This is a genomic window from Symplocastrum torsivum, assembly GCF_059505465.1.
Window position 1 is genome coordinate 78,911 of the sequence record NZ_JCACKQ010000121.1, and the last position, 24,753, is coordinate 103,663.

The 24,753-nt window shown below is 45.5% G+C and carries 30 protein-coding genes; 11 read left to right on the forward strand and 19 right to left on the reverse strand.

Annotated elements, in window-relative coordinates; translation table 11 throughout:
• Positions 1-8: 8 nt before the first annotated feature.
• From AC5JL3_RS29885 to nrdJ (AC5JL3_RS29900), 4 genes are all read right to left on the reverse strand, one after another.
• Positions 9-188, reverse strand: a complete 180-nt coding sequence (locus AC5JL3_RS29885) for a hypothetical protein (protein ID WP_496077912.1) — start codon at positions 186-188, stop codon at positions 9-11.
• A gap of 135 nt (positions 189-323) precedes the next feature.
• Positions 324-542 (reverse strand): ssl0294 family protein, encoded by a 219-nt coding sequence (locus tag AC5JL3_RS29890; RefSeq protein ID WP_192218478.1) that lies wholly within the window; start codon positions 540-542, stop codon positions 324-326.
• An 88-nt stretch (positions 543-630) separates the two neighbouring features.
• On the reverse strand, positions 631-1,731 hold the full coding sequence (gene nrdJ, locus AC5JL3_RS29895; RefSeq protein WP_496078011.1) for a ribonucleoside-triphosphate reductase, adenosylcobalamin-dependent: 1,101 nt from the start codon (positions 1,729-1,731) through the stop codon (positions 631-633).
• Between the two features lie 286 nt (positions 1,732-2,017).
• Complete coding sequence (nrdJ, locus tag AC5JL3_RS29900; RefSeq protein WP_496077913.1) at positions 2,018-3,262, reverse strand: ribonucleoside-triphosphate reductase, adenosylcobalamin-dependent; 1,245 nt, start codon at positions 3,260-3,262, stop codon at positions 2,018-2,020.
• 119 nt (positions 3,263-3,381) lie between these two features.
• Here nrdJ (AC5JL3_RS29900) and AC5JL3_RS29905 point away from each other — a divergent pair, with 119 nt between their 5' ends.
• The gene (locus tag AC5JL3_RS29905; RefSeq protein WP_496077914.1) at positions 3,382-3,966 is read left to right on the forward strand and encodes an Npun_F5749 family FMN-dependent PPOX-type flavoprotein; all 585 of its coding nucleotides are present in this window, start codon (positions 3,382-3,384) and stop codon (positions 3,964-3,966) included.
• A 4-nt stretch (positions 3,967-3,970) separates the two neighbouring features.
• On the opposite strand, the gene cysE is transcribed toward AC5JL3_RS29905, so the two are convergent.
• Together cysE and AC5JL3_RS29915 are read right to left on the reverse strand one after the other, a co-directional pair.
• Positions 3,971-4,738, reverse strand: a complete 768-nt coding sequence (gene cysE / locus AC5JL3_RS29910; RefSeq protein WP_496077915.1) for a serine O-acetyltransferase — start codon at positions 4,736-4,738, stop codon at positions 3,971-3,973.
• A 51-nt stretch (positions 4,739-4,789) separates the two neighbouring features.
• Positions 4,790-5,260 (reverse strand): hypothetical protein, encoded by a 471-nt coding sequence (locus AC5JL3_RS29915; protein WP_496077916.1) that lies wholly within the window; start codon positions 5,258-5,260, stop codon positions 4,790-4,792.
• 803 nt (positions 5,261-6,063) lie between these two features.
• On the opposite strand from AC5JL3_RS29915, the gene AC5JL3_RS29920 reads away from it, so the two are divergent.
• Complete coding sequence (locus tag AC5JL3_RS29920; RefSeq protein WP_496077917.1) at positions 6,064-7,305, forward strand: glycosyltransferase; 1,242 nt, start codon at positions 6,064-6,066, stop codon at positions 7,303-7,305.
• 84 nt (positions 7,306-7,389) lie between these two features.
• Here the strand turns inward: AC5JL3_RS29920 and AC5JL3_RS29925 are convergent, their stop codons facing one another.
• Positions 7,390-8,076 carry a phosphoribosylanthranilate isomerase gene (locus AC5JL3_RS29925; RefSeq protein ID WP_496077918.1) on the reverse strand — a complete coding sequence of 229 codons (687 nt, stop codon included), beginning with the start codon at positions 8,074-8,076 and terminating at the stop codon, positions 7,390-7,392.
• A gap of 162 nt (positions 8,077-8,238) precedes the next feature.
• Positions 8,239-9,969, reverse strand: coding sequence for a DUF3352 domain-containing protein (locus AC5JL3_RS29930; protein ID WP_496077919.1), 1,731 nt, complete (start codon positions 9,967-9,969; stop codon positions 8,239-8,241).
• A 289-nt stretch (positions 9,970-10,258) separates the two neighbouring features.
• Between AC5JL3_RS29930 and AC5JL3_RS29935 the strand changes: the two genes are divergently transcribed.
• Together AC5JL3_RS29935 and hrcA are read left to right on the forward strand one after the other, a co-directional pair.
• Positions 10,259-10,618 carry a rhodanese-like domain-containing protein gene (locus tag AC5JL3_RS29935; RefSeq protein ID WP_496077920.1) on the forward strand — a complete coding sequence of 120 codons (360 nt, stop codon included), beginning with the start codon at positions 10,259-10,261 and terminating at the stop codon, positions 10,616-10,618.
• A 286-nt stretch (positions 10,619-10,904) separates the two neighbouring features.
• Positions 10,905-11,993 carry a heat-inducible transcriptional repressor HrcA gene (gene hrcA, locus AC5JL3_RS29940; protein ID WP_496077921.1) on the forward strand — a complete coding sequence of 363 codons (1,089 nt, stop codon included), beginning with the start codon at positions 10,905-10,907 and terminating at the stop codon, positions 11,991-11,993.
• 40 nt (positions 11,994-12,033) lie between these two features.
• Here the strand turns inward: hrcA and AC5JL3_RS29945 are convergent, their stop codons facing one another.
• Entirely contained in the window at positions 12,034-13,395 is a 1,362-nt protein-coding gene (locus AC5JL3_RS29945) for a UDP-N-acetylmuramoyl-tripeptide--D-alanyl-D-alanine ligase (protein WP_496077922.1), read from the reverse strand.
• A gap of 337 nt (positions 13,396-13,732) precedes the next feature.
• Here AC5JL3_RS29945 and AC5JL3_RS29950 point away from each other — a divergent pair, with 337 nt between their 5' ends.
• Complete coding sequence (locus tag AC5JL3_RS29950; RefSeq protein WP_192218467.1) at positions 13,733-15,007, forward strand: Sll1247 family protein; 1,275 nt, start codon at positions 13,733-13,735, stop codon at positions 15,005-15,007.
• 80 nt (positions 15,008-15,087) lie between these two features.
• On the opposite strand, the gene pth is transcribed toward AC5JL3_RS29950, so the two are convergent.
• The 3 genes from pth to AC5JL3_RS29965 all read right to left on the reverse strand — a co-directional run bounded on the left by pth (position 15,088) and on the right by AC5JL3_RS29965 (position 18,572).
• Positions 15,088-15,720, reverse strand: a complete 633-nt coding sequence (gene pth / locus AC5JL3_RS29955; protein WP_496077923.1) for an aminoacyl-tRNA hydrolase — start codon at positions 15,718-15,720, stop codon at positions 15,088-15,090.
• A gap of 295 nt (positions 15,721-16,015) precedes the next feature.
• The gene (locus AC5JL3_RS29960; RefSeq protein ID WP_192218465.1) at positions 16,016-16,240 is read right to left on the reverse strand and encodes a DUF2811 domain-containing protein; all 225 of its coding nucleotides are present in this window, start codon (positions 16,238-16,240) and stop codon (positions 16,016-16,018) included.
• A gap of 634 nt (positions 16,241-16,874) precedes the next feature.
• The gene (locus tag AC5JL3_RS29965) at positions 16,875-18,572 is read right to left on the reverse strand and encodes an HD domain-containing phosphohydrolase (protein ID WP_496077924.1); all 1,698 of its coding nucleotides are present in this window, start codon (positions 18,570-18,572) and stop codon (positions 16,875-16,877) included.
• Positions 18,573-19,051: 479 nt separating this feature from the next.
• Between AC5JL3_RS29965 and AC5JL3_RS29970 the strand changes: the two genes are divergently transcribed.
• Positions 19,052-19,474: a hypothetical protein gene (locus AC5JL3_RS29970; protein ID WP_496077925.1), complete on the forward strand. Its 423-nt coding sequence runs from the start codon at positions 19,052-19,054 to the stop codon at positions 19,472-19,474.
• Positions 19,475-19,662: 188 nt separating this feature from the next.
• Here AC5JL3_RS29970 and AC5JL3_RS29975 read toward each other — a convergent pair whose 3' ends face one another.
• Both AC5JL3_RS29975 and AC5JL3_RS29980 read right to left on the reverse strand, forming a co-directional pair.
• Positions 19,663-20,043, reverse strand: a complete 381-nt coding sequence (locus tag AC5JL3_RS29975) for an alr0857 family protein (RefSeq protein ID WP_192218463.1) — start codon at positions 20,041-20,043, stop codon at positions 19,663-19,665.
• 17 nt (positions 20,044-20,060) lie between these two features.
• Complete coding sequence (locus AC5JL3_RS29980) at positions 20,061-20,579, reverse strand: HNH endonuclease (RefSeq protein WP_496077926.1); 519 nt, start codon at positions 20,577-20,579, stop codon at positions 20,061-20,063.
• Between the two features lie 417 nt (positions 20,580-20,996).
• On the opposite strand from AC5JL3_RS29980, the gene AC5JL3_RS29985 reads away from it, so the two are divergent.
• The gene (locus AC5JL3_RS29985) at positions 20,997-21,335 is read left to right on the forward strand and encodes a hypothetical protein (protein ID WP_496078012.1); all 339 of its coding nucleotides are present in this window, start codon (positions 20,997-20,999) and stop codon (positions 21,333-21,335) included.
• Positions 21,336-21,530: 195 nt separating this feature from the next.
• On the opposite strand, the gene AC5JL3_RS29990 is transcribed toward AC5JL3_RS29985, so the two are convergent.
• Entirely contained in the window at positions 21,531-21,953 is a 423-nt protein-coding gene (locus AC5JL3_RS29990) for an HNH endonuclease (protein ID WP_496077927.1), read from the reverse strand.
• A 2-nt stretch (positions 21,954-21,955) separates the two neighbouring features.
• Positions 21,956-22,312 carry a hypothetical protein gene (locus tag AC5JL3_RS29995; RefSeq protein ID WP_496077928.1) on the reverse strand — a complete coding sequence of 119 codons (357 nt, stop codon included), beginning with the start codon at positions 22,310-22,312 and terminating at the stop codon, positions 21,956-21,958.
• A gap of 1 nt (position 22,313) precedes the next feature.
• Here AC5JL3_RS29995 and AC5JL3_RS30000 point away from each other — a divergent pair, with 1 nt between their 5' ends.
• The 4 genes from AC5JL3_RS30000 to AC5JL3_RS30015 are packed head-to-tail and all read left to right on the forward strand — an operon-like array spanning position 22,314 to position 23,729.
• Complete coding sequence (locus AC5JL3_RS30000; protein ID WP_496077929.1) at positions 22,314-22,730, forward strand: type II toxin-antitoxin system HicB family antitoxin; 417 nt, start codon at positions 22,314-22,316, stop codon at positions 22,728-22,730.
• On the forward strand, positions 22,730-22,966 hold the full coding sequence (locus AC5JL3_RS30005) for a type II toxin-antitoxin system HicA family toxin (RefSeq protein WP_496077930.1): 237 nt from the start codon (positions 22,730-22,732) through the stop codon (positions 22,964-22,966). The genes AC5JL3_RS30000 and AC5JL3_RS30005 overlap by 1 nt, the downstream gene beginning before the upstream one ends.
• Positions 22,967-22,972: 6 nt before the next feature.
• Positions 22,973-23,329, forward strand: a complete 357-nt coding sequence (locus AC5JL3_RS30010) for a hypothetical protein (protein WP_496077931.1) — start codon at positions 22,973-22,975, stop codon at positions 23,327-23,329.
• Positions 23,330-23,339: 10 nt separating this feature from the next.
• On the forward strand, positions 23,340-23,729 hold the full coding sequence (locus tag AC5JL3_RS30015) for a PIN domain-containing protein (protein ID WP_496077932.1): 390 nt from the start codon (positions 23,340-23,342) through the stop codon (positions 23,727-23,729).
• On the opposite strand, the gene AC5JL3_RS30020 is transcribed toward AC5JL3_RS30015, so the two are convergent.
• From AC5JL3_RS30020 to AC5JL3_RS30030, 3 genes are all read right to left on the reverse strand, one after another.
• The gene (locus AC5JL3_RS30020; RefSeq protein WP_496077933.1) at positions 23,696-23,857 is read right to left on the reverse strand and encodes a hypothetical protein; all 162 of its coding nucleotides are present in this window, start codon (positions 23,855-23,857) and stop codon (positions 23,696-23,698) included. The two genes, AC5JL3_RS30015 and AC5JL3_RS30020, sit on opposite strands and share 34 nt — an antisense overlap.
• Positions 23,858-23,884: 27 nt before the next feature.
• Positions 23,885-24,067, reverse strand: a complete 183-nt coding sequence (locus AC5JL3_RS30025) for a pentapeptide repeat-containing protein (protein ID WP_496077934.1) — start codon at positions 24,065-24,067, stop codon at positions 23,885-23,887.
• Positions 24,068-24,141: 74 nt separating this feature from the next.
• On the reverse strand, positions 24,142-24,660 hold the full coding sequence (locus AC5JL3_RS30030) for a DUF29 family protein (protein WP_496077935.1): 519 nt from the start codon (positions 24,658-24,660) through the stop codon (positions 24,142-24,144).
• Between the last annotated feature and the right edge of the window lie 93 nt (positions 24,661-24,753).

The following is a 24,753-nucleotide window of genomic DNA, read 5'->3' on the forward strand; positions in this document are numbered from 1 at the left end:
ACGAGGAACTAAAGTTCAGAAAGGCAGACTCGAATTAGAGGATGTAGGTTGCTCACAATCTTGTCTGATTGACCGATGGTAATTTTTTTAGGGTAAGCAACCACGAAGCAATTCCCCAAAGGGCATCGCCTCGGAATGGCGATCGCAAAACCATAAACTGAACCAAAGGTAGAACTGAACTTGTACATATCGTATTATCATATCCTACTGTTTTGGTTCACAAGTGTTATCTACTTCACATATGCGATAACACAAAAGTGCAATGGGGTCTACTGCTGATTCAGTAAACCCCATAGTTTTGTCCGATTTAGCTAAATTGAGCCTTAATCAATCGAAATTGATTGAGGTCCAGTAGTTTTGCCATTATCACTGCTAGTAGTTGTAGCTGTGTAGCTACTAACGCCAGCTTGCTGATCTAACCAGCTTTTCACTGGGTCATCTGAAAGATTGAGGCGAAATACTCCAGAAAAGAATCCGCCCAAGAAAGCAACAGGCTGTTGGGTCAGTTCTTTCAAAATTGGTGTTAGTTCAGTGAGGAACATTTATGTATCTCCTTGTTGCTGCCGCTTTTTGCTTACTGATTCTTCTGGCATCCTAGCGTGTCTTTTGCTTAGCAGCCTACTGTGGACTCTACACAGACTTCTGCTCTGGATATAGACACTTATCTGAGTCACATCCGGCTGGGCCTGCTTCTAAGAAATCACCTGAAAGGAGGCTATCCCGCCCCGCTTCACTATCGTAGCGACTCAATGCTAGATGAAAATCGCTCGTTTTGCGCCTGTGTTCTACTTCCTGCATAAACTGCTCATACTGTTGACGCGCTATCGGTTCAAACGGCAAACGTGGGAAGGTTTGATGATCATCAAAGCGTGATAGAAGTGCTGCGGAAATATAGCCTTCATCACCTTTGATTGCTTCATAAATCCGAATCCCAAGGTCATCTATCTCGTTTTCGCGCAGCTCGATTGTCGCACTTGTATTGTGTGAACAATAGAATTTCTGGACTTGCATGTAAAAATCCAGCTGTGCGATCGCACTAAACTGAGAAATGTCAATTTCATCAGCTCCTGGTAAATCAGCCCAAGGTACAGCAACCGGAATTTCTACAAGCCATTCAGTGCATCTTGGATCAAAGGGATCGTTTAGAAGATTCCCTTGCTCATCTTTGTCAGACTGAGACGGAATAACGTTGTAACCGTAGTCAATACAAGCTAGGGCTACAGGGTCATTCTTCCTGAATGTAATCCGACGTAGGAAACGTTGTGCCTTCGGAGGGTGCCAGCCAGGGGAAGCACTTGTCAGTAGAGATTTTGTACCGCTAGGCTGAACTGTAGTGCAACGATTTGGACGTTTCAAGGAATGGCGATCGCAATAATCCCACACTACCCGTTGCACAATGTTTTTCCAGCGAGTCAGGTATTCCTGCTCCTGTCGCTTAAACTCCAATCCTACCGACGTTTCTAGCCGTCCAGCTTCCCACCAGCGCAACCAATCAACGCCAAAGGCATTCACGAAAAAGTCAAATAAGCCAGTGAAGGAGACACCGACGATTGGATCAAGTTCTCGTGACTTTCGGTAGCGTTCTTCAACAAATTCGTGATTTAGCAGTCCCGCGACAGATAGCGCTCCAGCAGTAAACGCCTCCTCTTGTTCTTTGTAGTTCTGTGGATCGATTAAGTTGAGATGAATTTCAGCTAGATTGCAATGAAAATTAGAGCCGATGATTTCCAGTTTTGTTACCCTAAAGGCTTTTTATCCTCTAGTTCTTACACTTCCTTTTTGTGTAAGCTCCGCGTACATTTTGTATGTAAAATCTATAAAAAGAGTTCGATTTATATACTCTTTTTTATTCATACATACCCCTACACTCTTGGAGAGATTATATTCTAGACTTTTATATAAATATATTTTTTATTAATCTAGTTTCACTCTCTACGCTGTACGGTGGCAAAAGCTTTTTAGTTCTTTTACTTACCTCGGTATTCGCCTCTCAGCCTCTACCGATTTTGCAGGGTTTTTAGCGTGAGGCAAATTCATTACCACACGGGTTAAGCCCAACACGAGCTAACCGATGCTCTAATTCATCAGGAGCAAGATCAGGATATTGCTCTTGCAACCATTGTTTAGCTGTTCCTTGTTCGTAAGATTTTAGAAAATCTTTTCTTAGCTCTTGAGTCGGCAGCAAGTCACAATTGGCTCTAGCTACTGCCTCACCAGCCCATTGAATTGCACCCTCGCCTGAATAATACTGTTTTCTAACAGCTTCTATACATTCTTCCAATGTAGGCTTATGGTGATAAACGCGAGAGTGGTTAGCCATCCGCAGTGCATCGCGTTCTGGATCTATACGCCAATTGCCATTTTCATCTTGCTGCCACAGATTAGTCTTGGCATTAGCGCCTGATTGATCATTGGCATCGAACTGGCGCATTCCAGCACTTCTGCGTATATTTCCAGCCACTATTGTGACTGCAGCTTCATCGATTAATAGACAGCATTCAACTGAATTTAATTGTCTTCCTATGGCTTTATTGAGAATTGAAGCGCAACGCTGATAAAGTTCGGGCAGTTTAACAGGATTTGCAACGCCACCAAAGCCTTTTAAGCGTTCTCCTACAGCACGGACATCACTGAGGTTAATTAATACGTTTACTTCACCTGAGAATTGCTCATCTGTAGCTAATTCCAGCAAGGTTTGATAAGACTGCACCCAACCTTGGCGAGAGTCTCCTACGTGAATGGTGACTTGGCTTCCCTCCATCTTTACGTCTGTCTGTTCACGACGCTCTTGAACTGGGGTAGAACCAATTTCACCTTGTAAGGTTATCGTCAGTTGGTTACGAATGAGTGGGAGTTGGTTAATGTACTTTGGTTCAAGTACCGCACCCGTGCCACACCCCATCATCGCCAGATCCATCATTAAGCCAAAGGCACGCCAGTCTACTGCATTAGTGCTGGTGCAGTTATAGGCTCCTGAGAAGTTCTCTTTTCTTTCGATCCATTCGGTGCCACCAACCCACATCCAGCGCCCGGACGGGAGGCTTTTGATCTGGCTCATCATTCGGTGTAGAAGGGTGACTTCACGCTCACTCAACTTGCCTAATTTAGCCAGACCTTGGGTTGTGCGATCGCATACTTCCTCCCAAGTCTCGCGCCCTGTTTGTGTGCGGCGGCTGTAAGTTCTGAAAAATACTGGATTAGCAGCAGGTGCTGTTTCTGGGAAATCGCGCTTTTGGCGCTCCCGTTCAAGCTCTCGAACCATAGTTAGAATCTGTTGTCGGTTTAGCTAAACCCTGACTATACGCGATGTTAGATATGGGGGCAAATATTGAAAAATCAAAGGATTTGCGCTATGTGTAGAGCTGTAACCTACACCACCAAATGCCTCTTGCTCCTTGGCGATCGCTACTAGCCCGTGCGCTCCACAAAAACCGCAAACTGCCCTACGCCCGCTACTTTCAACTGGCAACGCTTCGTGCAGATGGGCGTCCTGCCAACCGTACTGTGGTCTTTCGCGGGTTTCTAGACGACACTAACCAACTCAAAATTATTACGGATTGCCGTAGCCAGAAAGCAGACCAAATTGACGACCAACCTTGGGGAGAAGCTTGTTGGTATTTTCCTGAAAGTCGAGAACAATTTCGTTTGGCGGGTCAACTAACTCTAGTTAGAGCAGATTATCCAGACCAAGCCTTACAAGCTGCCCGTAAAACCACTTGGCAAGAGCTTTCTGACCCAGCGCGTCTACAATTTGCCTGGCCTCATCCTGGTGAAGCTAGAACAGAAAATAACGGTGCCTTTTCGCCACCGTCACCTGACCCAGAGCAGCCACTCCCGAATTTTTGCTTGTTGTTGCTAGAACCTATAGAGGTAGACCACTTGGAGTTACGAGGCGACCCACAAAACCGATGGCTTTACTACCGAAACAATTCTCAGGAATGGTCTAAACAAGCGGTCAATCCGTGAGTCGCTAAATACCAGCACCATCAAAAAACTGCTGAATGACTTGATCGCTAATATGGCAACTCTTAGCAAACTGCTCAGCCGCATCTGGAGAATCCATCTTGGAAGAGACAGCCTGAAGTTGGGGCATTGTTGAAGACGGTTGCTCTATCAAATCCTGTACTTGTTGTTCTAGTGCCTCAATACGGTCTACTAAAGCGCGAATTACTGTTGCTTCTGAATCAGGTAAGCTACCGTGTTCCAGTGGGTTAACTCGCACACCAGAGCGATAGACAATTCTGCCAGGTACACCAACCACTGTGCAATCAGAAGGAACATCGCGCAACACGACTGAACCAGCACCAATGCGAACATTGTTGCCGATTTGGATATTGCCTAGAACCTTAGCACCAGCACCAACGACGACATTCTCTCCTAGTGTAGGATGCCGCTTACCCCCCTCTTTACCCGTACCCCCCAGAGTAACGCCTTGGTAAATCAGGGCATAGTCTCCAATCATTGCTGTTTCACCAATGACAACGCCCATACCGTGGTCAATAAAAACACCCCTCCCAATCGTTGCTCCAGGGTGAATTTCGATACCCGTCAAAAAGCGAGAGAACTGAGAGATTAAGCGAGGAATGAAAGGAATTCCTACAAGGTGAAGCCAATGACAGATACGGTGGAACAGTAGAGCCTGTAAACCGGGATAGCAAAACAAAACCTCTAGCCAGTTACGGGCAGCCGGGTCACGCTCAAAGATGATACGGAAGTCAGTAAGAAGCGCAGATAGCACAGCAGGTTACCTAGCGAATGGTAAAACAAGTCACAAACTATCTTAACTTCCCTACTCACGCACAGTTAGGGTGTAATCCAGCCTTTGTCCTGACTCAAAGGAACCAACCCAAATCCGGTATGTGCCTGCTGACCAGTTTGAGCCTTGCACACTGGCATCTTTACTGGAACCTGTATCATCCCCACAGCGAACGCTCTGGTCATTTGGACCTTGAACCACTAAGGTTGTATCCTTTCCCCCCGTGTTGACGAGTACGCTGAGGTTTGAGAAGTCTTGCTGCAAGACCATAATGTGATCAGGTGTCGGGTCACCAAAACCGATACAAGGTTTATTGTTGCGATCGCTATTAGCAATTGATGATAATGAGTAGCCACCACCCGTGTAACCACTAACCTGTCCTGCTCCTTTGGGAAAACCAGGTGCTAATGTCAGATTATCGAAATTTGCAGCCTGGGATAATACTGGTGTAGCGCTTAAGGCTGCAATCAATGCAATGACACCTCCACCATATAACCGTCGCATACGCCTTGACCCTCCTAGAAATACTGGGAATTAGTTCTCTCCCCAGTTGAGTACGGAATACAGATGAGACTGTCTACTATTGTCTTATCTAAACTAAGGCACTTACAAAACAACAGAAGTGACACTCTGCTGTCTGCCACATTACTTTTTCGGTTCTGATTCTTGTTTCGGAGGAATTATGTCCCTCATTATCTTGATTACACTGCTGCTATGGAGTAGTTGGTTCTTTTCAGAAGTTCTTGTCTTTGTTCCCCTGAACCTTCTGAATTCATTAAAGCCCTTCACCTCATTGAGCTTAGTAATTGCCTTGCTGGCTTTCTTATGGTGCTTCGGAGGCGAATGACTTATTGCAAGCCTATAACGTGAACCAGAAGAGGAATGCTATTGATGAGAGGTTGGGGTTTCTTCCAGAAATGTCTGAAACAACAAAGTCAACCTCTAGGACAGCAAACGCCTTAACAAGCTTTTGCTACTGCCTGTATAAAACTATACAATTTCTTGAGTTTATCTCTACCTAAGATAATATAAATATCAATTAAACGACTATCCTGAAGATAAGTAGTTGCACACAATTAATTACACAAAATCTAGGGTGAAATTCTTACCTAGTAAAAAATCAGTATGTAATTAATTCTGTTTGGTTACTTAGATGTATAAATTCCCAGAACAACTAACTTTGCAAAAAAAACTACGTTGCCTTCAACGAAGTTTCGGCAACTAGTTATCTTGCCAAACCTCTTGGCAGTTAATTTTGAGGCAAGTGCGAGAACTGTAGTTTCTGCTCAACATTGAGGCATAGGTTAATGTCAAAGGCACTGCGAGTTTTATATGCTGCCGGTCCTGGAGATGTAATTGGAACTTATGGTTATTGGGTTGAGGGGCACGACGATCCTTCCCAAGTTTCAATAACCTATTCCAGTCAGTTCTACGAAGTGTGTCGCGCATTGAATGCACAAGCATACGTGATTTCTTCGCATCCAAAAAAGAAATTGTTTCGTGATGGTCAATTCCTAATTGAGCATCGTCCAATTGTTTGGCGAGATTCATCAGGAATTTTTTATCACTTAGGACAGTTGTGGTCTGGGTTACAGCTAATTGCCTCCGCCATTCGTTTCAGAAGCAACGTTGCTGTAGTGGCAGATGGCACAACCCATTGGTTTGTCTTATCGATACTCTCTTGGTTGGGGGTGCAAGTTATTCCATCACTGCACTGCGTTCTTTGGCGGAAGTATATCCCCCAAAGCCGAGAACAGAAAATACTTTTAAAACTTAGCAGTGATTTTTTCGCTAATCGGTGTACGGCTATCTTGACAGCCTCAAATGAAATAAATGAGCAACTAAAACAGCTTACAGAAAGTGAAAACCTGCCACTCGTAAATTTTTTACCCACCTACCAGCGCACCGAGTTTGCAGAGGTGGGTGAACCAGACGAAGAACATTCGCCATTTCGAGTGTTGTTTGCGGGGCGGATTGAACACAGCAAGGGAGTTTTTGATCTTCTAGAAATTGCTAAGCGTTTTGTTGCCCTTGGTAGACAGGACATCAGGTTTGATATTTGCGGTAAGGGTTCAGCACTGGAGGCTTTGCGTGAGAGTGTCAAAGCGGCTGGATTAGAGTCTTACTTTGTTTGCCACGGTCACTGTAACAAGACACAAATGCGCGAGATGTTTAACCGTTCTCATGTTGTTATTGTGCCAACAAGGACAGACTTTGTTGAAGGCTTCAACCAGGTTGTCGTTGAAGGAATTTTATCGAAGCGTCCTGTAGTTACCTCAGCGGTTTGTCCAGCCTTATCGTATGTAGAACCTGCTGTTGTGGAAGTGCAACCTAATGACTGGACAGCTTATGGTGATGCCATACTGAAGTTGTGTGATGTTCGCGAATTTTATAAACAAAAGCAACAAGGCTGCCTTGGAGTACAAGAGCAATTTTATGACAAGTCCCTAGGTTGGGCTGCCGCCCTCAAGTCTGTGCTTGTGGCAGTTCAGGAAAATACAGAGCTACGGAAGACGTTAGAAGAAGGAACCGAGTCAAAATTAGCTTAGAAGAGTTTCTGTTTTACCTTAAAAAGTCTTCTATCTACAATTACACATCGGAGTACAGCATACTGTGTCTCTAACTTCTGTTAGTTAGGTTTCTGAATCGCTATAGAAGCTTTCTGAAACTTGAGTGAAAAATTGGGATAGCTTCACTTCATCCAGTTTTCCATTGGTGCGAACACCATTGCAAACATCCACACCAAACGGTTCTACCTGTCGAATAGCGGCGATAACGTTATCCGGATTGAGTCCTCCTGCTAAGAAAATAGGGACATCAACTCGCTCTCGGATGCGTCGGCTGATTTCCCAATCGTGGATTCGTCCTGTACCACCAAGTTCTTTAATCGCCAAAGATTGATCTCCAGAATCCAATAAAATCCCGTGAACGTGAGGCGCTACCGCAACTGCCTCTTCGATTGATTCTGAACCTGTGACGTGAATTACCTGGATAATCGCAATTCCTGGTAATGCCTGACGTAAATCCTCATATTTGCTCAATTCGAGCTGATCGCAAATCTGAATCGTATTCACACCCAAGCGTCGTTGCTGGGCAATGATTGCGAGTGGTTCTACTTTACTAGTTAGCAAAAACGAAGACACAGTAGGTGGCACACTTGCTGCTACTTGGGCAATCAGCCCTTCCGAAATTACTCCTGGCCCACTCGGCATTTCCGACACTAAGCCTAATGCCGCAGCACCGTAATGAATTGCTAGCTTAGCCTCTTCAACACTGCCAATGCAGCAAATTTTCACTCTCGGTCTTTTTGTAGATTCCATTACAATCGGCACGTTGAATTGGATGACGTTATAGCAATCAGCGGTCAGCTTTGGGTCAAATCGGCTCACTTCTAGGGAACGCTCTTCTCCCGTTAATGTCCTAACATTCGTGGCTACTGCTATACATCGTTGTGGTGAGTAACCCTTGAGCAAGAGTATTGGCTATGACTCGTTCGCATTATGTAACTGGAAAAACAGTTTGCTGTGTTGAACGCCATTGTCGATACCGTAGCTACTAATACTTAGCGATCGCAAATGCTCAAATAACGGCTTTGCCACGAGTTCCACGACTTGAACAATTGGTAGTTGACGCTTGATCAACGTCTCTCCCTGTGTCCAGTCAAGATACAGATAGCCATCATTTTGTTCAGGTAAAGGTGCGATCGCATTTTTGAATTTGTCACTCTTTACCAACGAATTCTCCAACCCTTGCAGCGCTTCATCCATTGCCTCAATAGAGCTAGTGAAAACCTCATAATTCCCAACAGCCGTGTGGACACCACGCACTTGTGCCTCTAGCTTCAGCAAATTGTCATCTTTCCCTGTGATAGCTGAGGTTGTGAGAAGTTTGGTCCAAGCTGTGATTGTCTTATCTCCTAGAGGCAAATTTCCAATACTGAGTCCTTGTTGCTTTGCGACAGCGTCTAGATGCTCAATTGATTCCTCTGCTGTTGTACCAGGCACTTTTTCGGCAACAAAAATCCAATCTGGATTATCTCTATCAGGACGGGGTAGCAGGGACAAGGCATATTCCCCTTGTACCCAACTGAAAATATCTTCCGGTAATTGAATACCCCAACGCGACTGCAAACTGGCAATGGGTTGGTCAAGTAGTGACTTCAGGGTGTCATCATCCCCTCGTGCCGTGGAGAGGCGATTCCAGAATTGGTTTAAATCAGTACCAGCGATCGCTAAGCTACTTTCAGCCGGGATGTACTGCAATGCCTCTACTGGCTTAGAAAGGGTGGGACTTTGACTCTGCTCACTTGGCTGGCTTCCCAGTAATGCGGTTTGGGCAAGTAAGCCTTGACTGTTTAACGACAAAGCGATCGCTACTGTATCAGACGCTTGGAAGGACTCTTGTGTGGGTATCGGTTGATTAGAAATCCATGCGGCTAACGCCGGAAGATTGACAAAGCTAAAACCAATCCGAGGTTCATTCAAGCTTTGTAACACTTGTTGGTATTCAGGGTCATCCTCCAGGTTGAGGTTTGCCGCTTGGACGTTATTGAGGGCATTACGCAACACTTTCGGATGATTGGCAAAAAGTACAAAGCGATCGCCTACTACAGCACTTGTCCAAACTGGGGGAGTCGGGGTTTGATTGGAACCGACAATCGGTGCGATGGGACGTTTGTAAGTTAGATTGACACCTTTGTACTGTTCAAAGACTAAATCTTCTGTCCCTGCGATCGCTTGTTTGGAATAAAACAGTTGTAGAAACTCGCGGGCTTTTTGAGCGTCTTTGGTTGTAGCGGCAACTAAATACCCAGGCTGGGCAGCATTCTCTTGGTTACGGTCAAAATCTAAAGATGTGACAGCGAATGTTATCTCATCCCCAATCCAGGGTTGGATATCCCGTCGATAGTTGATATCTGTATTGGCGAGTAAACTTTCTTCGATCTGGTTTAATTCAGCACGCGATCGCCGTCGGTTTGCCGGACGGGCAACCAGTTGCCGAAATGCCTCCAAGCGGTCTGGATTCACAAGCAATGATGCCATTATCGGTGCCTGTTTTGGCACGAATATCGTAGTTGTTGGGTTTGTCACCGTTCCCCCCCGTAGTATGTTCAAGGGGCTTTGGGAGGTTAACCAAGAAAATCCAACGGCAGCAATAGCTAGCAGCGCAACAGTACCCGCTGCCAAGGCATAAAAAAATGAACGTAGCTTCATTGTGAATTCCGAGCGCGTCTTTGGGGCGATTGACCGAGAAAGAGTACCAATTCCACGCCTATTATATGCTGCCCTGGAATACGTCTGGTTTGAAAATAGGGATTGGGGATTGGGAAGGAGAGTTTTTCTCCAACACTTGTGTACTTCAATCAATGGAGCTTAGCTTAAAGATAGGGAGTCGGTAATTGAGTTGCTAGAGAAGGTCTCAAAGGTCTCTATTTCGGTACTATTGCCGCTTTCTGTTGGTATTCACCTGTAGACTCACAACGAAATCAACGTAATTCATCTAATGGCACATCAATTTTCTACTCAAGCTGTTCCTCAAATTAGTGTTGAACAACTGGCAATGCGTATGGCCCAATCTCCTGAAAGTCTTCAACTAATCGATGTCCGAGAAGAACAGGAAATTGCGATCGCACATCTCGATGGCTTCGAGAATCTCCCATTGAGTGACTTTGCTGACTGGTCAGATCATATTCACACTCGCTTTGACCCGAACGCCGAGACACTGGTACTCTGTCATCATGGCGTGCGCTCAGCTCAGATGTGCCGCTGGTTGATGAGTCAGGGGTTTACGAATGTCAAAAATATCGTAGGGGGCATTGATGCCTACTCGCTGATTGTGGATTCGAGTATTCCTCAGTACTAGAGGAAGAAGACGGCAACCCACTGTCACTGGCATTCTTCTGCTATCTTAAAGCCAATAGTAATTTAGATAACGGCGCAGCCTCTTTTTGCTCCGTACTTCAAGCTACTTGATTGGTAACTTCTCTCAACCGAGAGATGCTAGACGTGCTTTTGGACTTCATCCTACTTACCTCAAGCCAGACTTTTCCGCATGGAAGTCTGCCAGGTTAGTAGTTCATCTTAATCTTCTAATCCAAACAATCATTAGCTTCTGTTTAAAATTTGATTAAAATCAACTTTGGTTCAAAATGTCTCTGCAAGTGAGTCTGACTAATCGACAGCAACAGATTCTTTGGGCAACCATTCGTCACTACATCGCGACAGCCGAACCAGTGGGTTCCAAAGCCTTGGCAGCAGAGTATGACTTGAGTGTCAGCCCTGCTACGATTCGCTCTTGCATGGGCTTCCTGGAAAAATCGGGGTTGTTGTATCAGCCTCATACCTCTGCGGGACGGGTTCCCTCTGATTCTGGCTACCGCATTTATGTTGACCAGCTAATCACACCTTCTGATGCTTTAGGGCGTCAAGTTGAGCATTTACTCAGCGACAATTTAAAGAGCGAAGATCCAAGCTTTGAGAAGCTCTTACGAGATGCAGCGCAAATTCTTGCGGCTGTCAGCGGATACATTGCTTTAATCACGATGCCTCAAACTCGAACTACACGCTTGCGACATTTGCAGCTAGTGCAGGTAGAGCAAGGGCGAGTGATGTTAATTGTGGTAACAGATTCTTATGAAACGCAGTCTGTGTTGATGGAACTGCCCCAGTCAAAGGATGAGGCTCAAGTGGATGGGTCGATTGTGGAGCGGGAGTTACAGATTCTATCCAACTTTTTGAATAGTAAGCTACGGGAGCGATCGCTTAGTGAACTGGCTACGCTGGATTGGAGTGAGTTAGATCGGGAATTTGCTCGGTATGCAGATTTGTTAAGAACGTTGCTAGCCGAGGTAACTCGCCGTGCCAAAGCACCTGTTCCTACACCAATCATGGTTCGTGGCATTTCAGAAGTGTTGCGCCAGCCAGAATTTTCGGAGTTGCAGCAAGTCAAGATGCTGCTGCACTTATTGGAAGAGGAACAGGAGCAACTTTGGCCTGTAATCTTTGAATTACCGGAGACACTGGGATCGGAGCGTCGGGTGACGGTGCGAATTGGTTCAGAAAATCAGTTGGAACCCATGCGTACCTGCGCCTTGGTTTGTGCTACCTATCGGCAAGGGGAACAACCTGTCGGGAGTGTGGGCATTTTGGGACCAACTCGAATGATTTATGAAAATGCGATCGCTTTAGTGGAAACGGCGGCTGATTATTTGACTGATGCTTTGAGTCAACCGGCTTAGCTTGACTTTTAAGAAGACTGGTACTTTGAAGGAATAAAATTCAGCTAGAAATTTCTGCCCGAAATTGATTCATGATTTGATCGAGTCCTACTGAACGCGAGGCTTTGAACAAAAAGCGATCGCCTGGTTGTACTATTTCCTTCAAACGGCTGACAAGGGCATCTCGGTTGTCAAAACATTCAGTTTGCAGTGTTGTGGTGCCGGAAGCGATCGCTTTTGCTTCTGGGTCATCGACCACAATCAGCAAGGCATCGAGATTGAGTTTCTCTGCTGTATTGCCAACCTGCTGATGTAGTTCAGGCGATCGCTCTCCTAATTCCTTCATCGTGCCTAGCACGGCAATATGTCGATTCCCTGGGGTTTCTGCCAACAGATGTAGCGCGGCTATCATTGATTCCAATCCAGCATTATACGTTTCGTCGAGAATCACAATATCGTTAGGCAAGTCGTAGCGTTGCGATCGCCCAGTGGGAAGTTCCACGGCTAACCCCTTTGTTAGACCTTTCCAGCCAATCTGGAGCAGTTTCGCGACCGCTAGCGCCCCTAGATAGTTTAGGGCGTTGTGGCGACCTGCAAGAGGCAGAGGAAGCCGCATTTCCTCAACCCTGAGTGTTTCTGAATCAATCAGCTGCCCTTGTAAATCACCAGCTTCCAACCCATAGGTAAAGGTTTGCCCTTGCCAAACTGTTGCGGCGGTTTCAATTAAGCGTTGGTCATCGTGATTGAGAACCGCAACACCAGTGGCAGGCATTTCGGCTAACAACTCACATTTTGCTTGGGCGATCGCTTCTACAGAACCCAAAAGTCCGATATGAGCGGTTCCTACATTTGTAATAACGCTAACTGTGGGACGGGCAATCTGACTCAATAGCGCAATCTGCCCTGAACCCCGCATCGCCATTTCGATTACGGCGTAGTCATGCTCTGAACCTAATTCCAGCAACGTTTTAGGCACACCGATTTCATTGTTGTAGTTTGCCTGTGTCTTGAGGACGTTGCCTTTGGTTGATAAAACTGCGGCAATTAGTTCCTTGGTTGTTGTTTTACCTACAGAACCCGTTACAGCAATGATGGGGATATCAAACTGATCACGCCACCACCGAGCAATTTGCTGGTAAGCCTGAAGTGTGTCTTCTACCTGTAATTGGGGAATGCCATCAAGCTGAGTCCCGGCGCGACGGTCACTGACTACTGCGATCGCGCCTTTCTCAATAGCCACTCCTGCAAAGTCATGCCCATCAAACTTTTCTCCGCGCAGCGCAACAAACACATGACCTAGTTGGAGGCTGCGAGTATCAGTCGTAATCCCCGTACAGCAAGCCAAAGCCACTTCCTCTGATAGATTCACTGGCGTTGCTGCGAGGATGTCAACTAACTGAGTCACCGAAATCTGACAAGGCATAAGTCTATCTCCCCTAATTTGACAAAATTATGCTTTGCTTGAGTAAGGTCTGGTAGTACATAGTCTAAAGAGGCTAAGAGGTTACTTCACTGAATCTTTACAAAGTGCCGTATATCTACGCATCCCAATGAAGACTTGGTCAAGATATGCTTTTCCTTGGATAGATTATCTTAATTTAGTAAGTCGTTGATTATACCCACATAAATCAGAGAAATAATCTATGATTAATCTAAATTTTAAGTATCTACCTAAGGAGCAGGTCAAGTTTAAATTTGCATCTTCTCGACAAAACTCCTGTTATTGGCCCTAGCATTTGCGTGTAAGGGGGCACACTAAAGTGACTACTTGGACAGACACTGACATTCGACAAACTAGCCTAGAAGAGCAGCAACTGTACGATCATCTACTTTATTGTGTACAGGTAGAGTCATGTAGCCAGTTAATTGAGCGTTTCCAACGCCTTTTTTTGGATGGCGCAAGATATGTAGACCCGCAAATCTGGTTGTCCTTGGAAAAGGTGGCAATGGACAAGCGGGCGGAGCAAGATTTCAGGTTTGTACTCAACCGATGCTGCCACATACTGATCAATCGCTGGCAGTTGAGTCCTCAACAACAAGGAGCGATTCCAGAGTTAGTCGCATTGTTTGAAAATCCGCCTGATCCGATGAAGGTGCAATCTCGCGGGGCAAGGCGTCTACGACAACTGGTGCAGCTTTTCACAGAGACAGAGCAGTATGTAACATTACAGCGATTGTCTCGCGTGATGAGTGAGACGGCAGAAGTTAATAATTCCAAGGTAGTAGGAAACCTGATTCAGCGGTATCCCTACTTGTATGAACACTGCCTTCTCAGTGAAGATAGTAGTTACGAGCATCAGCAGACTGTCCGACACATTCAATCACGGGTTCAGCGGCGCTTTGAGTTTGATTTGTCCCAATACGTTACCTATCAGGTGCGACGCGCTCAAGCCTTGCGTACACAGTCTGTAGAAACATTAGACAAAATTATTCAGCCAGTCAGAAATCCTACACTATTAAGCGATCGCGAGTTGGGGATAGCTCTTAAGCAGTTTGTTGGCAAAGTCCAAGGTTCTGATACCTATCGGGATATTGCCCAAAGCTTCCTGACTCACACTAGCCAGACAGTTTCCTACAAAGAGTTTAAAAATGATTTGTATGAGTACCTGACGGCTTCGATTGACCCTGCCTATGGGAAGCGCCAGTTTAACGATCGACTGTACACTCATCTAAAAAACACTCTACCAGTTAGCGATTCCCAAAAGCCGAGTGAATTCCTGATTGTACGAACTTGCAGCCAACTCTTAAACTTCTTAGTAGTGGAGAGTCCTCAGCGACCTAACCACTTTGTTTTTGTCGATTTGATTACTAACCTAGGCGCAACCCTAACCACTTGCTTGTTACTCAAGATTGTGTTGTTGTGTCGGAAAGTCAAGCCCTACTTGGAAAAGCGCTTTTCCATTTTGTTTAACCACTACGAGACTTCGGCGAGAGACGGCGTACCCTGGTTAATCAAATCTCTGGAAAACTTGAATATAGCGCTGAGTGTCCACTTTGGGTCAGCTGACCTTTCTTGCCTGAATCAAATTATGTAAGTGGTTGGTTATTAGTTGTCAGTTGTTCGTTGTTCGTTGTTATTGGTTTTTTGACCACTGAACATTGTTCGCGATCCTATTTAGGTATTAATCTCTACACTGCGACTATTGTAGAGACTCATCGCCTTTTCAACCCCTTGCCTGAGAGCAAGTTCTACGGCATCAACCACGACTTGGAGAACCTCTGACATCAACTGGGTTTCTTGAGGTGAAAACTTCCCTAGAACGTGAGATACAGTATCTTTGTCTGTGCCCGACTTACCGATACCAATCCGCAGACGAGGGAAATTTTGAGTACCAAGATGTGCGATCGCAGACTTCATCCCATTGTGCCCTCCTGCTGAACCTGAAAGACGTAGACGCAGACGTCCGACTGGTAAATCCATATCGTCATAGATGATTAGTACTGACTCAGGTGGCAGCTTATACCAATCTGTCGCGGCACGAATCGCTTGCCCAGAACGGTTCATATAGGTAAGTGGCTTGAGCAAACGTAATTTGTCTACCCTGCTTGCTTGCCCTTCCCCAAACAGTGCTTGAAACCGACGATTTTCATTCCAAGAAATCTGTGACCTCTTCGCTAGGGCATCAACAGCATCAAAGCCAATATTGTGCCGCGTTTTCTCATACTTCGCCTCTGGATTCCCCAAACCTACAATCAGCTGAGGAATAACCAAAGTAGATTGGGTAGATTGTGAGGTAGCTTCTGTCATAGGTTTCTACTGGCATTGAGGGCTGGTAACTAGCGATTGGGGGGCGGAAATAACTATCCAGTTGAAAAAGTTTAAAAAGCTTACAGTACAAGCAATATTCCTTCTGCATCCTGCATAAGAGCCTTCTGCCTTCTTGCACTAGCGACTGGGGGGTAGGGAGGTGGGGAGCTAGGAAGTTAGCATACATAAACTGTCGGAGTTTTTCACTTATCACTCCACCTCCCCTTCACCTCATCACTGAGAGCCTTTATTAGAAACCTCCCCTTGAGAAACCCCCTAATCCCCAGTCCCTAACTTAGGCAGGATGCTGAAACAGGGATTCCAAATAGACACGCGCACAAGCGCGATAGCTCTGGGAGGCTTCTGGTGTCTTACTACTCCCATTTTGGAGCAAAAACAGCGACAATGCTGCCGCAAAAACTCGGTCTTGATCCCAGCTAGGATGGGTTTCCAGGTAGCGTTTAAGGGATTCGTGCAGGTCTTCAGGGATTTCTGCCAGGATGCTAACGGTTGCGTTCATATATATTTAACTCTCGTTTCGTGCGTGTTGGGACAATGCAAACCTTGCTTTCAGCGCCGGAGAGGAACCGACTTTCCAACTGAAAGCTTGCGACAAATGAACTTGGAAAAAGCACCCACTTCTACCGCCGCGATCGCTTTTCTCAATTCAAAACTTTTATGGGTTGGTCGCACCATTGTCGGCTGAGATGGGGTGGGGTTGTCAATGCTGCGAAATATTACAACCCCTCGCAAACCTTCAAAATTGCCACGAAAGAATCAGGGTTAAAACCCGATTTCCGTTACATAACTTTACAAGAACTCAGTCCACCTTGACCTTTAGAGATTCACTTGAGGAAATCCCCAGTAAGACTGGAACCCCCGATTCTACCGTTTACACTTGTGGAAAACTCGTGGGAATCTGTGGAAAACTTTGAAAGGCTGTGTGGAAACGCTGGGGAATCTGTGGGGAAAAGTAGCGCGAAAGATAAGAATTGCAAACAGTTCGGGAGGAAGATGGGGCAAACGGCTCAAAAACTCGCTCTGTCTAGCTCTCAGAAAGAAACAGGGAAAAGGAACCAATTGCCCGTTTGCCCCTTCGCCTTTTCCCTTTCTCTCTCAGCGAATCAGTACGCATCCTTGAGTGCAACTCAGTATCAAGCAACCGAATGAACGTCTACTGGCAACGTGTGGCCCAAAACGGTAAACACTTGGCGTTGCTCAAATAACTCAACTAAGTCACTGTTAATTTTGTTTTTGGCAGCTTCCTGTCGCAGGATGTGGAGAACGGTGTTCACAGGTAACCGACGCTTATAAGGGCGATCGCTAGCCGTGAGAGCATCATAAATATCCGAGATCGTGAGAATCTGGCTTTGGATAGGAATTTCGTCTTGTTTCAAGCCTTGGGGGTAGCCACTACCATCTAGCTTCTCATGATGCCCGTAGGCGATCGCAGGAACGCCTTTGAGGTGCTTCGTCCAAGGAATCCGCTCAAGAAAGTGGTAAGTATGAGTAACGTGTGATTCAATATCCAAGCGTTCTTGCGGTGTTAAATTCCCTCTAGGTATTAACAATTGCTCCATCTCAGCTTGAGAAATCAAGGGTTTAGTTTCCCCATCAACGTCTCGATAGGTGTATTGTGACAAAGCGGCTAGTTGAGCCGAAGTTTCTTCAGAAAAAGCCTGAAATTCTCTTGTCAGCAAAACATCAGGTTCATTAAGTTCTTGTAGTAGCTCCCAATAGTAATTTAGAGTTTCAATCGTTTGAGCTAGCTGGGTATCAATTTTTTCTAACTTCTCACAGTGGGAACAGCCAGAGGAAGACGAGTCATCCTGATGGGTGTGGCTAGGGTGTTCAACTAGATACTTGAATTTTGTTTGAGCGCATTCCATTTCTAAGGTGCGCTGTGCCAAAGCAAAGCGGTGACGAATGATGTCTAGCTGTGAAGGATAAAGTTTTTTCTGCTTACCTAAAATTGCTTCGGGAATGCCAACTTTGCCGAAGTCGTGCAATAGTGCTGCATAGCGAACTTCTTGAATTTGGCGATCGCTAAAATAAATTGACCGCAATGGCCCCATATTAATTGCACTCGCCTCTTGACTCAAGCGCACAGTCAAGTCAGCGACTCGTTCCGAGTGACCAGAGGTTGTTGGATCTCGTGCCTCAATAATCTGAACCGACGCTTTTACAAACCCTTCAAACAGATTTTCAATACTCTTTTGCAAGTGGTTACGTTCAATTGAAATGGCGGCTTGAGAAGCAAGCGATCGCACAATGCGTTCTTCCCACTCGGTATAAGGTTGAGTTACCTCCATTGCATTCTGTTGTGTCAAAACAATATCGGATTTTACCTTCCGGTTAATTAGCTGTAGGACACCGATAATTTCCCTATCTTGATCTTGCATCGGCAGCACTAATACCGAACAGGTGCGATAAGGCATACTAGTGTCAAAGCTCCGATCCAACTGGTAAGGCACATCCGATGGCAATTGATAGGCATCTGGCAGATTTAAGCTTTCACCTGTCAGCGCTACATACCCCGCTAGACTTTTTTTAGTCAGAGGCATCGCAAATTCCTGAAAGGAATCTCTCGGTAGAGAATCATTCTGCGCGACCTTGAAGAGCAACTTTGGAATTACATTACTACGGTCTATCAGATAAACGCTACCTGCGTCACTACAAGTAATTTCCCTACTTTTGGATAAAATTAGATGCAATAATTCATCTAAATTGTTGCTGCTCGAAAGCGCTGTACCAATGGCTAATAGCTGCTCAATCAGTTCAGCCTTTTCAGTGGACACTTCTAGAAGTTCTTGGCTTTCAAGGGACATGCTCAAGGGTTTGGAGGCTATCATGAATGTTTGACAAATAAATCAAAATTACGTGGACTCATGGCTGGTCAAAGCCACCTCAGATGCAACCCTTAATTGACCTATTCGTTAGCGTCTCGTTGATCTATAGCAAAAACAAGTGTGCGGTCGCTCTGACCTTTCTGCTCTCTTCATGCACCCAGAGCTAGCCAAGTCATTGGCAATACTTTTATTGTTGACCTTAGTCTGAGTCTTAATACTTACTTTTTAGAAAACTTGATTAATACTTTACACAAGTGATGCGATCTTAGCGTGCTAGCAAGCTGCTTCTTGATGAAGATTTTGCATCTCTCTTGCGGGGAAGTTGCGGAAATATTGCAGCAGACAACGCTTATCTTATCAGAACTGCGTGGTTCAAGATGAAACTCTTCTCGTGAGGACTCAGAACCTTTTCAAGGAGATACGGAGAAACTCCTGCTCTACCTGATACAATACTTTACAAATCTTAATTTACTAAATCTGCTATGAATCCTGAACCCTTTGTGAATCCTCCCGTATACACCATAATCATGGTGACTAATTTCTTTGCGATCGCCTTTGGGTTCATTTTTAAAGATATGTTGGAATACCAGGTGGCTAAGTGGGATACCAACCGTCAGTCAGAGAAACAAATTACTTACGATACTCCTGACATAAGAATAGCCTATATAGGAATGTGTACTTTTCTAAGTCTATTTATGGGAGCCAGCCTCTCGGTGTTTGGTCTTACCTCCTGGCTAAGCTATGCCATTGGGGCAGTTATTGTCCTGCTACCGGCTTTGCTTGTCTGGGTGCAGTTGGGTTCAATGCTCAGTCTCCTAGTCAGTGGCGGCTCCGAAGCAGTAGACATTGACTCCTATGGTGCTGGACAGAAATTCGATATACAGGCTCCGAAACCAAGTAAGTAATTCGTTGTTTGTTGACGGTTCACTGTTAACCGTTAATTGATAACAGTAAACAAAACGTGACTAAATTCAATCGGTAATAGGAGGTCATATCAGTTTAGTTCTCCGCTTGCCCCTATAAAAGCGAAGGTAGCACCGCAGTGCTACCTCAGAACTTTTCAACTCAATTTGTAGTTAACGCTTCCATTTAGTTAAGGAAGGCAGCGAGTACGGGTTTGAGACTCCTCCCAAAGCTTGAGCAAGAAGAATTCAACGGCATAGCTCATGGAGGTGACGAAGATACCTGTTTCACCATCAGAGTCTGAAGTCATCCAAGTTCCTTGGAGGCTAACTTCAATATACTCAGCATCGCAAATCGATAAAGCGATCGCATCTTCTCCTTCCCGCATCCTTTCAAGATGATTGAGCTGAGGTAAGTCAGATGGAAGCAGGAACGAGGCAGTGCTGGGTTCGACGCAGAGGCTGGAAGCCGCCCTCAGCGCCAGAATCACTCGCGTTGTCACCCACTCCTCCAAGGACTGAGACAAACGCTCCAGAGAAAAGCCGTTTTCTGTATAAGTGAGTTTCAGCATCAGCTATGAATCTCCTGCTAGTCCAGGTTTACTTGCTGTTCACGCCAGAACTGTTCCGCAAAGGCAACAGTCGGGTGCATCGGGGCTTTGGGCTTGGTGCGTAGTGTCATTCCCGCTTGGATTGGGGTGCGATTGCCTTTAAGGCTATTACACCGTTCGCAGGCTATAACTACGTTGTCCCAACTTTGTTTTCCGCCTTTTGAGCGGGGAAGAACGTGATCGAGTGTTAACTGTTTCGTGCTACCGCAGTATTGGCAGGTATGCTTGTCCCGTCGTAAGACTTCTTTGCGATTCACTGGAGGAACTCTCCAAACCCGCTCAGCATCGGTAATCGTCAAACGAATCTGTTCGGGTACCAGCAGTACTACACTCGGCGAACGCACAAGGTAGCCTTTGCTATCGGTAAAATCTAGCGGTTCGGCTTTCCCCATTACGAGAAGCGCGATCGCTCGTTTGATGTTGACCCGGCTGACTGGCAGGTAGTTCTTGGAGAACACCACCACTGATTGCCTTAGCACTTCAGTTGCGCTCGTCACGGTTTGACTCCTCATACATCAAAACCCCCGCTTCTTTTAGTTAGGAGCGGGGGTTGAAAAAACTTAAATAGGGTCTTCTCGTCCTATGTCGGTAAGGCGATTTTGTGCCTGTACCTCCCGCTGCGTTTATCTATTTGTCCATCAAATGCCACTAAATTACGGGCATCTTTATTAAATTGATCTCCAATCTTTTCTGTCTGCTGGGCCCTTGAGCCATATCTGCCCTCAAACAAAAACTCCACCGACATTCCTGCTGATTGCCAACCTCGGGGGCTAGCAGTTTCAGGGCATGGGGTGGAGTGGGATAGATGAAGGCTCACAGAAGAGAAATTTGGTGAAGTGGATTTGAAAGCTGACTTTCTAAATACTACACTTGTATTACGAGCATGTCCACAAATTGAGGAAAAAAAAATGATGATTCGTACTCTCGCCCGCACAGCAACGACCGACATGGAAGTAACCAGCATTCGTCTAGAGCGCGAATTGAAAGAGAAGCTTAAAGATCTCTCTGGCAACCAAGGATATCAAGCTCTGATACGAGATGTCCTCTGGAACTATGTGCAGCAAAAATCCGGTGATTATCGACCCGAATTTTCCCCGTCTGATATTCGAGCCAGCATGGAGGCAACGGCTCAGCAAGAAGAACGCTGCGTGCTGACGGGCAAGTTTATTCGACCGCAAGAGCGGATGTTATTGGGATTGACAACAAGCGGGGACATGGTTCCCCTCAGTGTGGAGAGCTTGTCGAACCAATAGCACTTCCACAAAGTACATTTCGTAGGGGCACTCCTTGCTGGGTGCCCTTACTGTATTCACCAAGCCGAAATTGCAATCGCTTCCCTTCAAAGAGTGTTAGACAAAGAGAGATCGCTCTTATCGTTGCCCAAGAGAGGGAGGAGAGTGCAGGTTGACAACGCTAAAATTGCAGACAACTTCAACGAAATATTTGCTCTAGTCAGGTAGGTTGAACATCTCAGCTTCTATGAGAAGCTTACGCTCTTCTACTCTGTCAGGGCGGTTCAGTTGTAATAGACGAACTGTTACACGACCTTTGGGCGTTAGAGGGATAAACTCAGCACCACTGAGTTGAAAATGCTCGTGCCACTTATCCCGACGAGGATTATAAAGCGGAACGACTTCAGTTGTCTCTGCATCGATTGAGGCGATATCGCTTCCCTTATGTTTGTCGCACAGCGTACATAAGAGTGCTAAGTTCTCAGCTTCGGTTAATCCGCCATGTTTTTCAGCAATGATATGGTCTATTTCGTGAGGGGCGAATGTAGTAGCTTCAGAAATCAGGCAGTATTCACAGCATCCTTTGGCGCGATCGCAAACAAGGCGTCTGAGCGCAGATGGAATATAGGTGCGGCTCATTCCTAACTTAATCTCTTAAGTTTTAGGTATGCTTTCGCCTTTGCCATCCGGATTAAGTGTTCCAGGTACTGGTACTGCTCCCAAATCTGTAACTCGGCAGGCGTTAAACTTTGGGTGCGGTTCTTCTCTAGCAGACTACTAATCTGAGTTTGCAAGGCTTCGGAGGGACGCAAGGCAATAATTTCTTCCGGCGTGGGGAGTGTGGCTAAAAATTTTAATACTTCAGCTATGCCTGCAAAACCTGTTTGAGAACTAGCATTTAACTCCCGTAGTCCCAATTCCAAGATCTGCGGTAGTTTGTCTTCTAGCAAACTCAGTCGCGATACGAGTTCTTCGGGGAGATCGAGCGTAATCTGCATTATGACCTCTCTGAGGCTTTGGAATCACTATAACAACTGCGACAAGTTCCTTTCAGCAAAATCTCGGACAAAAAGCGATCGCTTTTATCGTTGCCCAACAGAGGAGGCGCGTGAAGCGTTAGCTATCCTGCACCCGAATCGCTCAAAACCCCTACAGGCTGACAACGCTAAAATTGCAGACAACTGCCTTATTCTGAGAAAGATGGAAGCCACTAAGCGAGAATTCTACGTCATCATTGAACGGGATGAAGATGGCTATTATGTTGGGGAAGTTCCTCAACTCAAAGCCTGTTATAGCCAAGGAGAAACTATTGATGAGTTACTCTTCAATATTAAGGAAGTTATTGAACTCTGTTTAGAAGAAGAAGGGGATGAAAATATTCCAGAGTTTGTAGGCATTCAAAAGGTTGTGATTTAATGCCAAAACTTCCTGCTTTAACAGGTAATGAAGTTATCAGGGTTCTTGGAAAAGTAGGCTTTCAGGTGATTCGACAAAAAGGGAGTCATGTACGGATGAAGCATGAGGATGGACGAGTAGTGACGATACCTGTTCATGCTGGCAAAACCATCGGCATAGGTTTGCTAGGTAAGATACTGCGTGATGCTGAACTGACACGAGAGGAGTTTATAGAATTGCTTAAATCAGACGATTGATGGAAGGTGAAGAAAGCAGCGATCGCTCTTATCGTTGCTGAAGAGGGGAGAAGACTGCAGGCTGACAACGCTAAAATTGCAGACAACTGCGATCGCACAGGAGGCAACATGGCAAAGATAGAAATTGAACTGGACGAACAAACCCTTAAATGTGCCAAGCTTCTGGCAGAGTCTCGCAAATGTACGTTGCCGGAACTGATTGCAGAAGTCATCAAATTACTAGCCGCGCCAAAAGTGGCAAAAGATCCTTGGATGGGACTGTTTGCAGATGAACCTGAGCTAGTTGGTGAGATACTTGAAGAAGCCTTGAGAAATCGGGCAGCACAGTCATTCAATCAAACCATTGGAAAAGGCATTGCTTGACACAGATATTGTGTCTGAAATTTTCAGGGGGATTAATCGACAGGTTATAGCTAAAGCAACTGCTTATCGTGCTGTTTTCGGTTGCTACACAATCTCTACCATTACAGTTATGGAGGTTGTCCAGGGTTGGCACAAGCGTCAGCGAGAAGACCGAGTTCAAGAGTTTCTGGCTACACTTACCACTGAAGAAGTTTTGATGCTGGAACTGCATGATGCAGTATTGGCAGGGTGTATCTATGCGGATTTAGAAAGAATAGGACGACCAATTGGTTATCCTGACTCAATGATTGCTGCCATTGCTCTACAACACGATTTAACTTTGGTAACTGGCAACTTGTCTCACTATCAGCGGATTCAAGCATTAGGTTATCCTCTGAGGCTGGATAACTGGCGAACATAATTGAGACAGCGATCGCTCTTTTCGTTGCTCAAGAGGGGAGGTGCGATCAAGGTTCTCCGCAGCACTAATTTTAATGTCAGGTGAGAGGAGCGATCGCGTTTTTGCTGGGTGATGAGGGCGGCTTTCACTTACTCAAATTGCATCCAACGTTCTGATCATTCATTAATATCGTCTGGCAGGATAGTGTAGCTATCTCTAAATGCTGTTTTAATCTGCTCCTGTTTAAGATTTTTAGCGTCCTTAAGGTTGGCTCCCTCCAGGTTGGCTACGACAAGGGATGTCTCTTTCATGTTGGCTCCATTGAGGAATGCCCCCTTCAAAACAGCTCCGTTCATCATAGAATTGTCGTGACTGGAAACTGGTGGCTGTTAACTGAGTGGTTTTGCAGAACAAAGCAGCAAGAGAGCCACTTTTATTGCCTACCCTCTTTCCACTCTTCTCCACCTGGTAGCTGAACTAAATTCTCATCAATGATTGTTGGTAATGTCTTTGCCGAATGTTCATACGTTAAATCGAGCAATCTCTGAGCGGTCATCATTATCTCTGTTCTTTTCACCAACTCTGAGAGTTGAAAGGAATTGTAGGCACCATCCACAACTTCCACACTTGCCGGACGAATTGCCGCCTCAATTGCTTCTTCTAGAAAAGGCTCCCATTCATCTTGCTTGATGTAGTAAGACGTTTTATTCTCTTTGAGATTTAATTTTTGAATTTGTCGGAGAGAATCAGAAATTGAAGCTACCCAAGAATTAGTTAAACGCTGTTCAATTTGGTTTTTAATCAAGTGAACCAGCATCCTGACTAGAAAAGATTCGATATTACGGAGGATTGCTTGTTTACTCATCCCCTCTAGCTCATCTACAATCGCCAAAGCATCTGCATAGCGTCCTTCTAAGATGCTGGTTCTTAGGTCGATTAGTTCCTGTGTCATAAAGGCTACCTTCACAGATAGGCGCTGATAGGCTGAATATAGCATTCAGCCACCTCACATCTTGCACTACCCCTTTAAGCGATCGCTCCCGCA

What these genes read in the sequence shown, in the direction of transcription:
- AC5JL3_RS29885 (WP_496077912.1), bottom strand. Translation starts at nt 188, where the DNA reads ATGTACAAGTTCAGTTCTACCTTTGGTTCAGTTTATGGTTTTGCGATC.
- AC5JL3_RS29890 (WP_192218478.1), bottom strand. Translation starts at nt 542, where the DNA reads ATGTTCCTCACTGAACTAACACCAATTTTGAAAGAACTGACCCAACAG.
- nrdJ (WP_496077913.1), bottom strand. Translation starts at nt 3,262, where the DNA reads ATGGTTCGAGAGCTTGAACGGGAGCGCCAAAAGCGCGATTTCCCAGAA.
- AC5JL3_RS29905 (WP_496077914.1), top strand. Translation starts at nt 3,382, where the DNA reads ATGCCTCTTGCTCCTTGGCGATCGCTACTAGCCCGTGCGCTCCACAAA.
- AC5JL3_RS29915 (WP_496077916.1), bottom strand. Translation starts at nt 5,260, where the DNA reads ATGCGACGGTTATATGGTGGAGGTGTCATTGCATTGATTGCAGCCTTA.
- AC5JL3_RS29920 (WP_496077917.1), top strand. Translation starts at nt 6,064, where the DNA reads ATGTCAAAGGCACTGCGAGTTTTATATGCTGCCGGTCCTGGAGATGTA.
- AC5JL3_RS29925 (WP_496077918.1), bottom strand. Translation starts at nt 8,076, where the DNA reads ATGGAATCTACAAAAAGACCGAGAGTGAAAATTTGCTGCATTGGCAGT.
- AC5JL3_RS29930 (WP_496077919.1), bottom strand. Translation starts at nt 9,969, where the DNA reads ATGAAGCTACGTTCATTTTTTTATGCCTTGGCAGCGGGTACTGTTGCG.
- AC5JL3_RS29935 (WP_496077920.1), top strand. Translation starts at nt 10,259, where the DNA reads ATGGCACATCAATTTTCTACTCAAGCTGTTCCTCAAATTAGTGTTGAA.
- hrcA (WP_496077921.1), top strand. Translation starts at nt 10,905, where the DNA reads ATGTCTCTGCAAGTGAGTCTGACTAATCGACAGCAACAGATTCTTTGG.
- AC5JL3_RS29945 (WP_496077922.1), bottom strand. Translation starts at nt 13,395, where the DNA reads ATGCCTTGTCAGATTTCGGTGACTCAGTTAGTTGACATCCTCGCAGCA.
- pth (WP_496077923.1), bottom strand. Translation starts at nt 15,720, where the DNA reads ATGACAGAAGCTACCTCACAATCTACCCAATCTACTTTGGTTATTCCT.
- AC5JL3_RS29960 (WP_192218465.1), bottom strand. Translation starts at nt 16,240, where the DNA reads ATGAACGCAACCGTTAGCATCCTGGCAGAAATCCCTGAAGACCTGCAC.
- AC5JL3_RS29965 (WP_496077924.1), bottom strand. Translation starts at nt 18,572, where the DNA reads ATGATAGCCTCCAAACCCTTGAGCATGTCCCTTGAAAGCCAAGAACTT.
- AC5JL3_RS29970 (WP_496077925.1), top strand. Translation starts at nt 19,052, where the DNA reads ATGAATCCTGAACCCTTTGTGAATCCTCCCGTATACACCATAATCATG.
- AC5JL3_RS29975 (WP_192218463.1), bottom strand. Translation starts at nt 20,043, where the DNA reads ATGCTGAAACTCACTTATACAGAAAACGGCTTTTCTCTGGAGCGTTTG.
- AC5JL3_RS29990 (WP_496077927.1), bottom strand. Translation starts at nt 21,953, where the DNA reads ATGAGCCGCACCTATATTCCATCTGCGCTCAGACGCCTTGTTTGCGAT.
- AC5JL3_RS29995 (WP_496077928.1), bottom strand. Translation starts at nt 22,312, where the DNA reads ATGCAGATTACGCTCGATCTCCCCGAAGAACTCGTATCGCGACTGAGT.
- AC5JL3_RS30000 (WP_496077929.1), top strand. Translation starts at nt 22,314, where the DNA reads ATGACCTCTCTGAGGCTTTGGAATCACTATAACAACTGCGACAAGTTC.
- AC5JL3_RS30005 (WP_496077930.1), top strand. Translation starts at nt 22,730, where the DNA reads ATGCCAAAACTTCCTGCTTTAACAGGTAATGAAGTTATCAGGGTTCTT.
- AC5JL3_RS30025 (WP_496077934.1), bottom strand. Translation starts at nt 24,067, where the DNA reads ATGATGAACGGAGCTGTTTTGAAGGGGGCATTCCTCAATGGAGCCAAC.
- AC5JL3_RS30030 (WP_496077935.1), bottom strand. Translation starts at nt 24,660, where the DNA reads ATGACACAGGAACTAATCGACCTAAGAACCAGCATCTTAGAAGGACGC.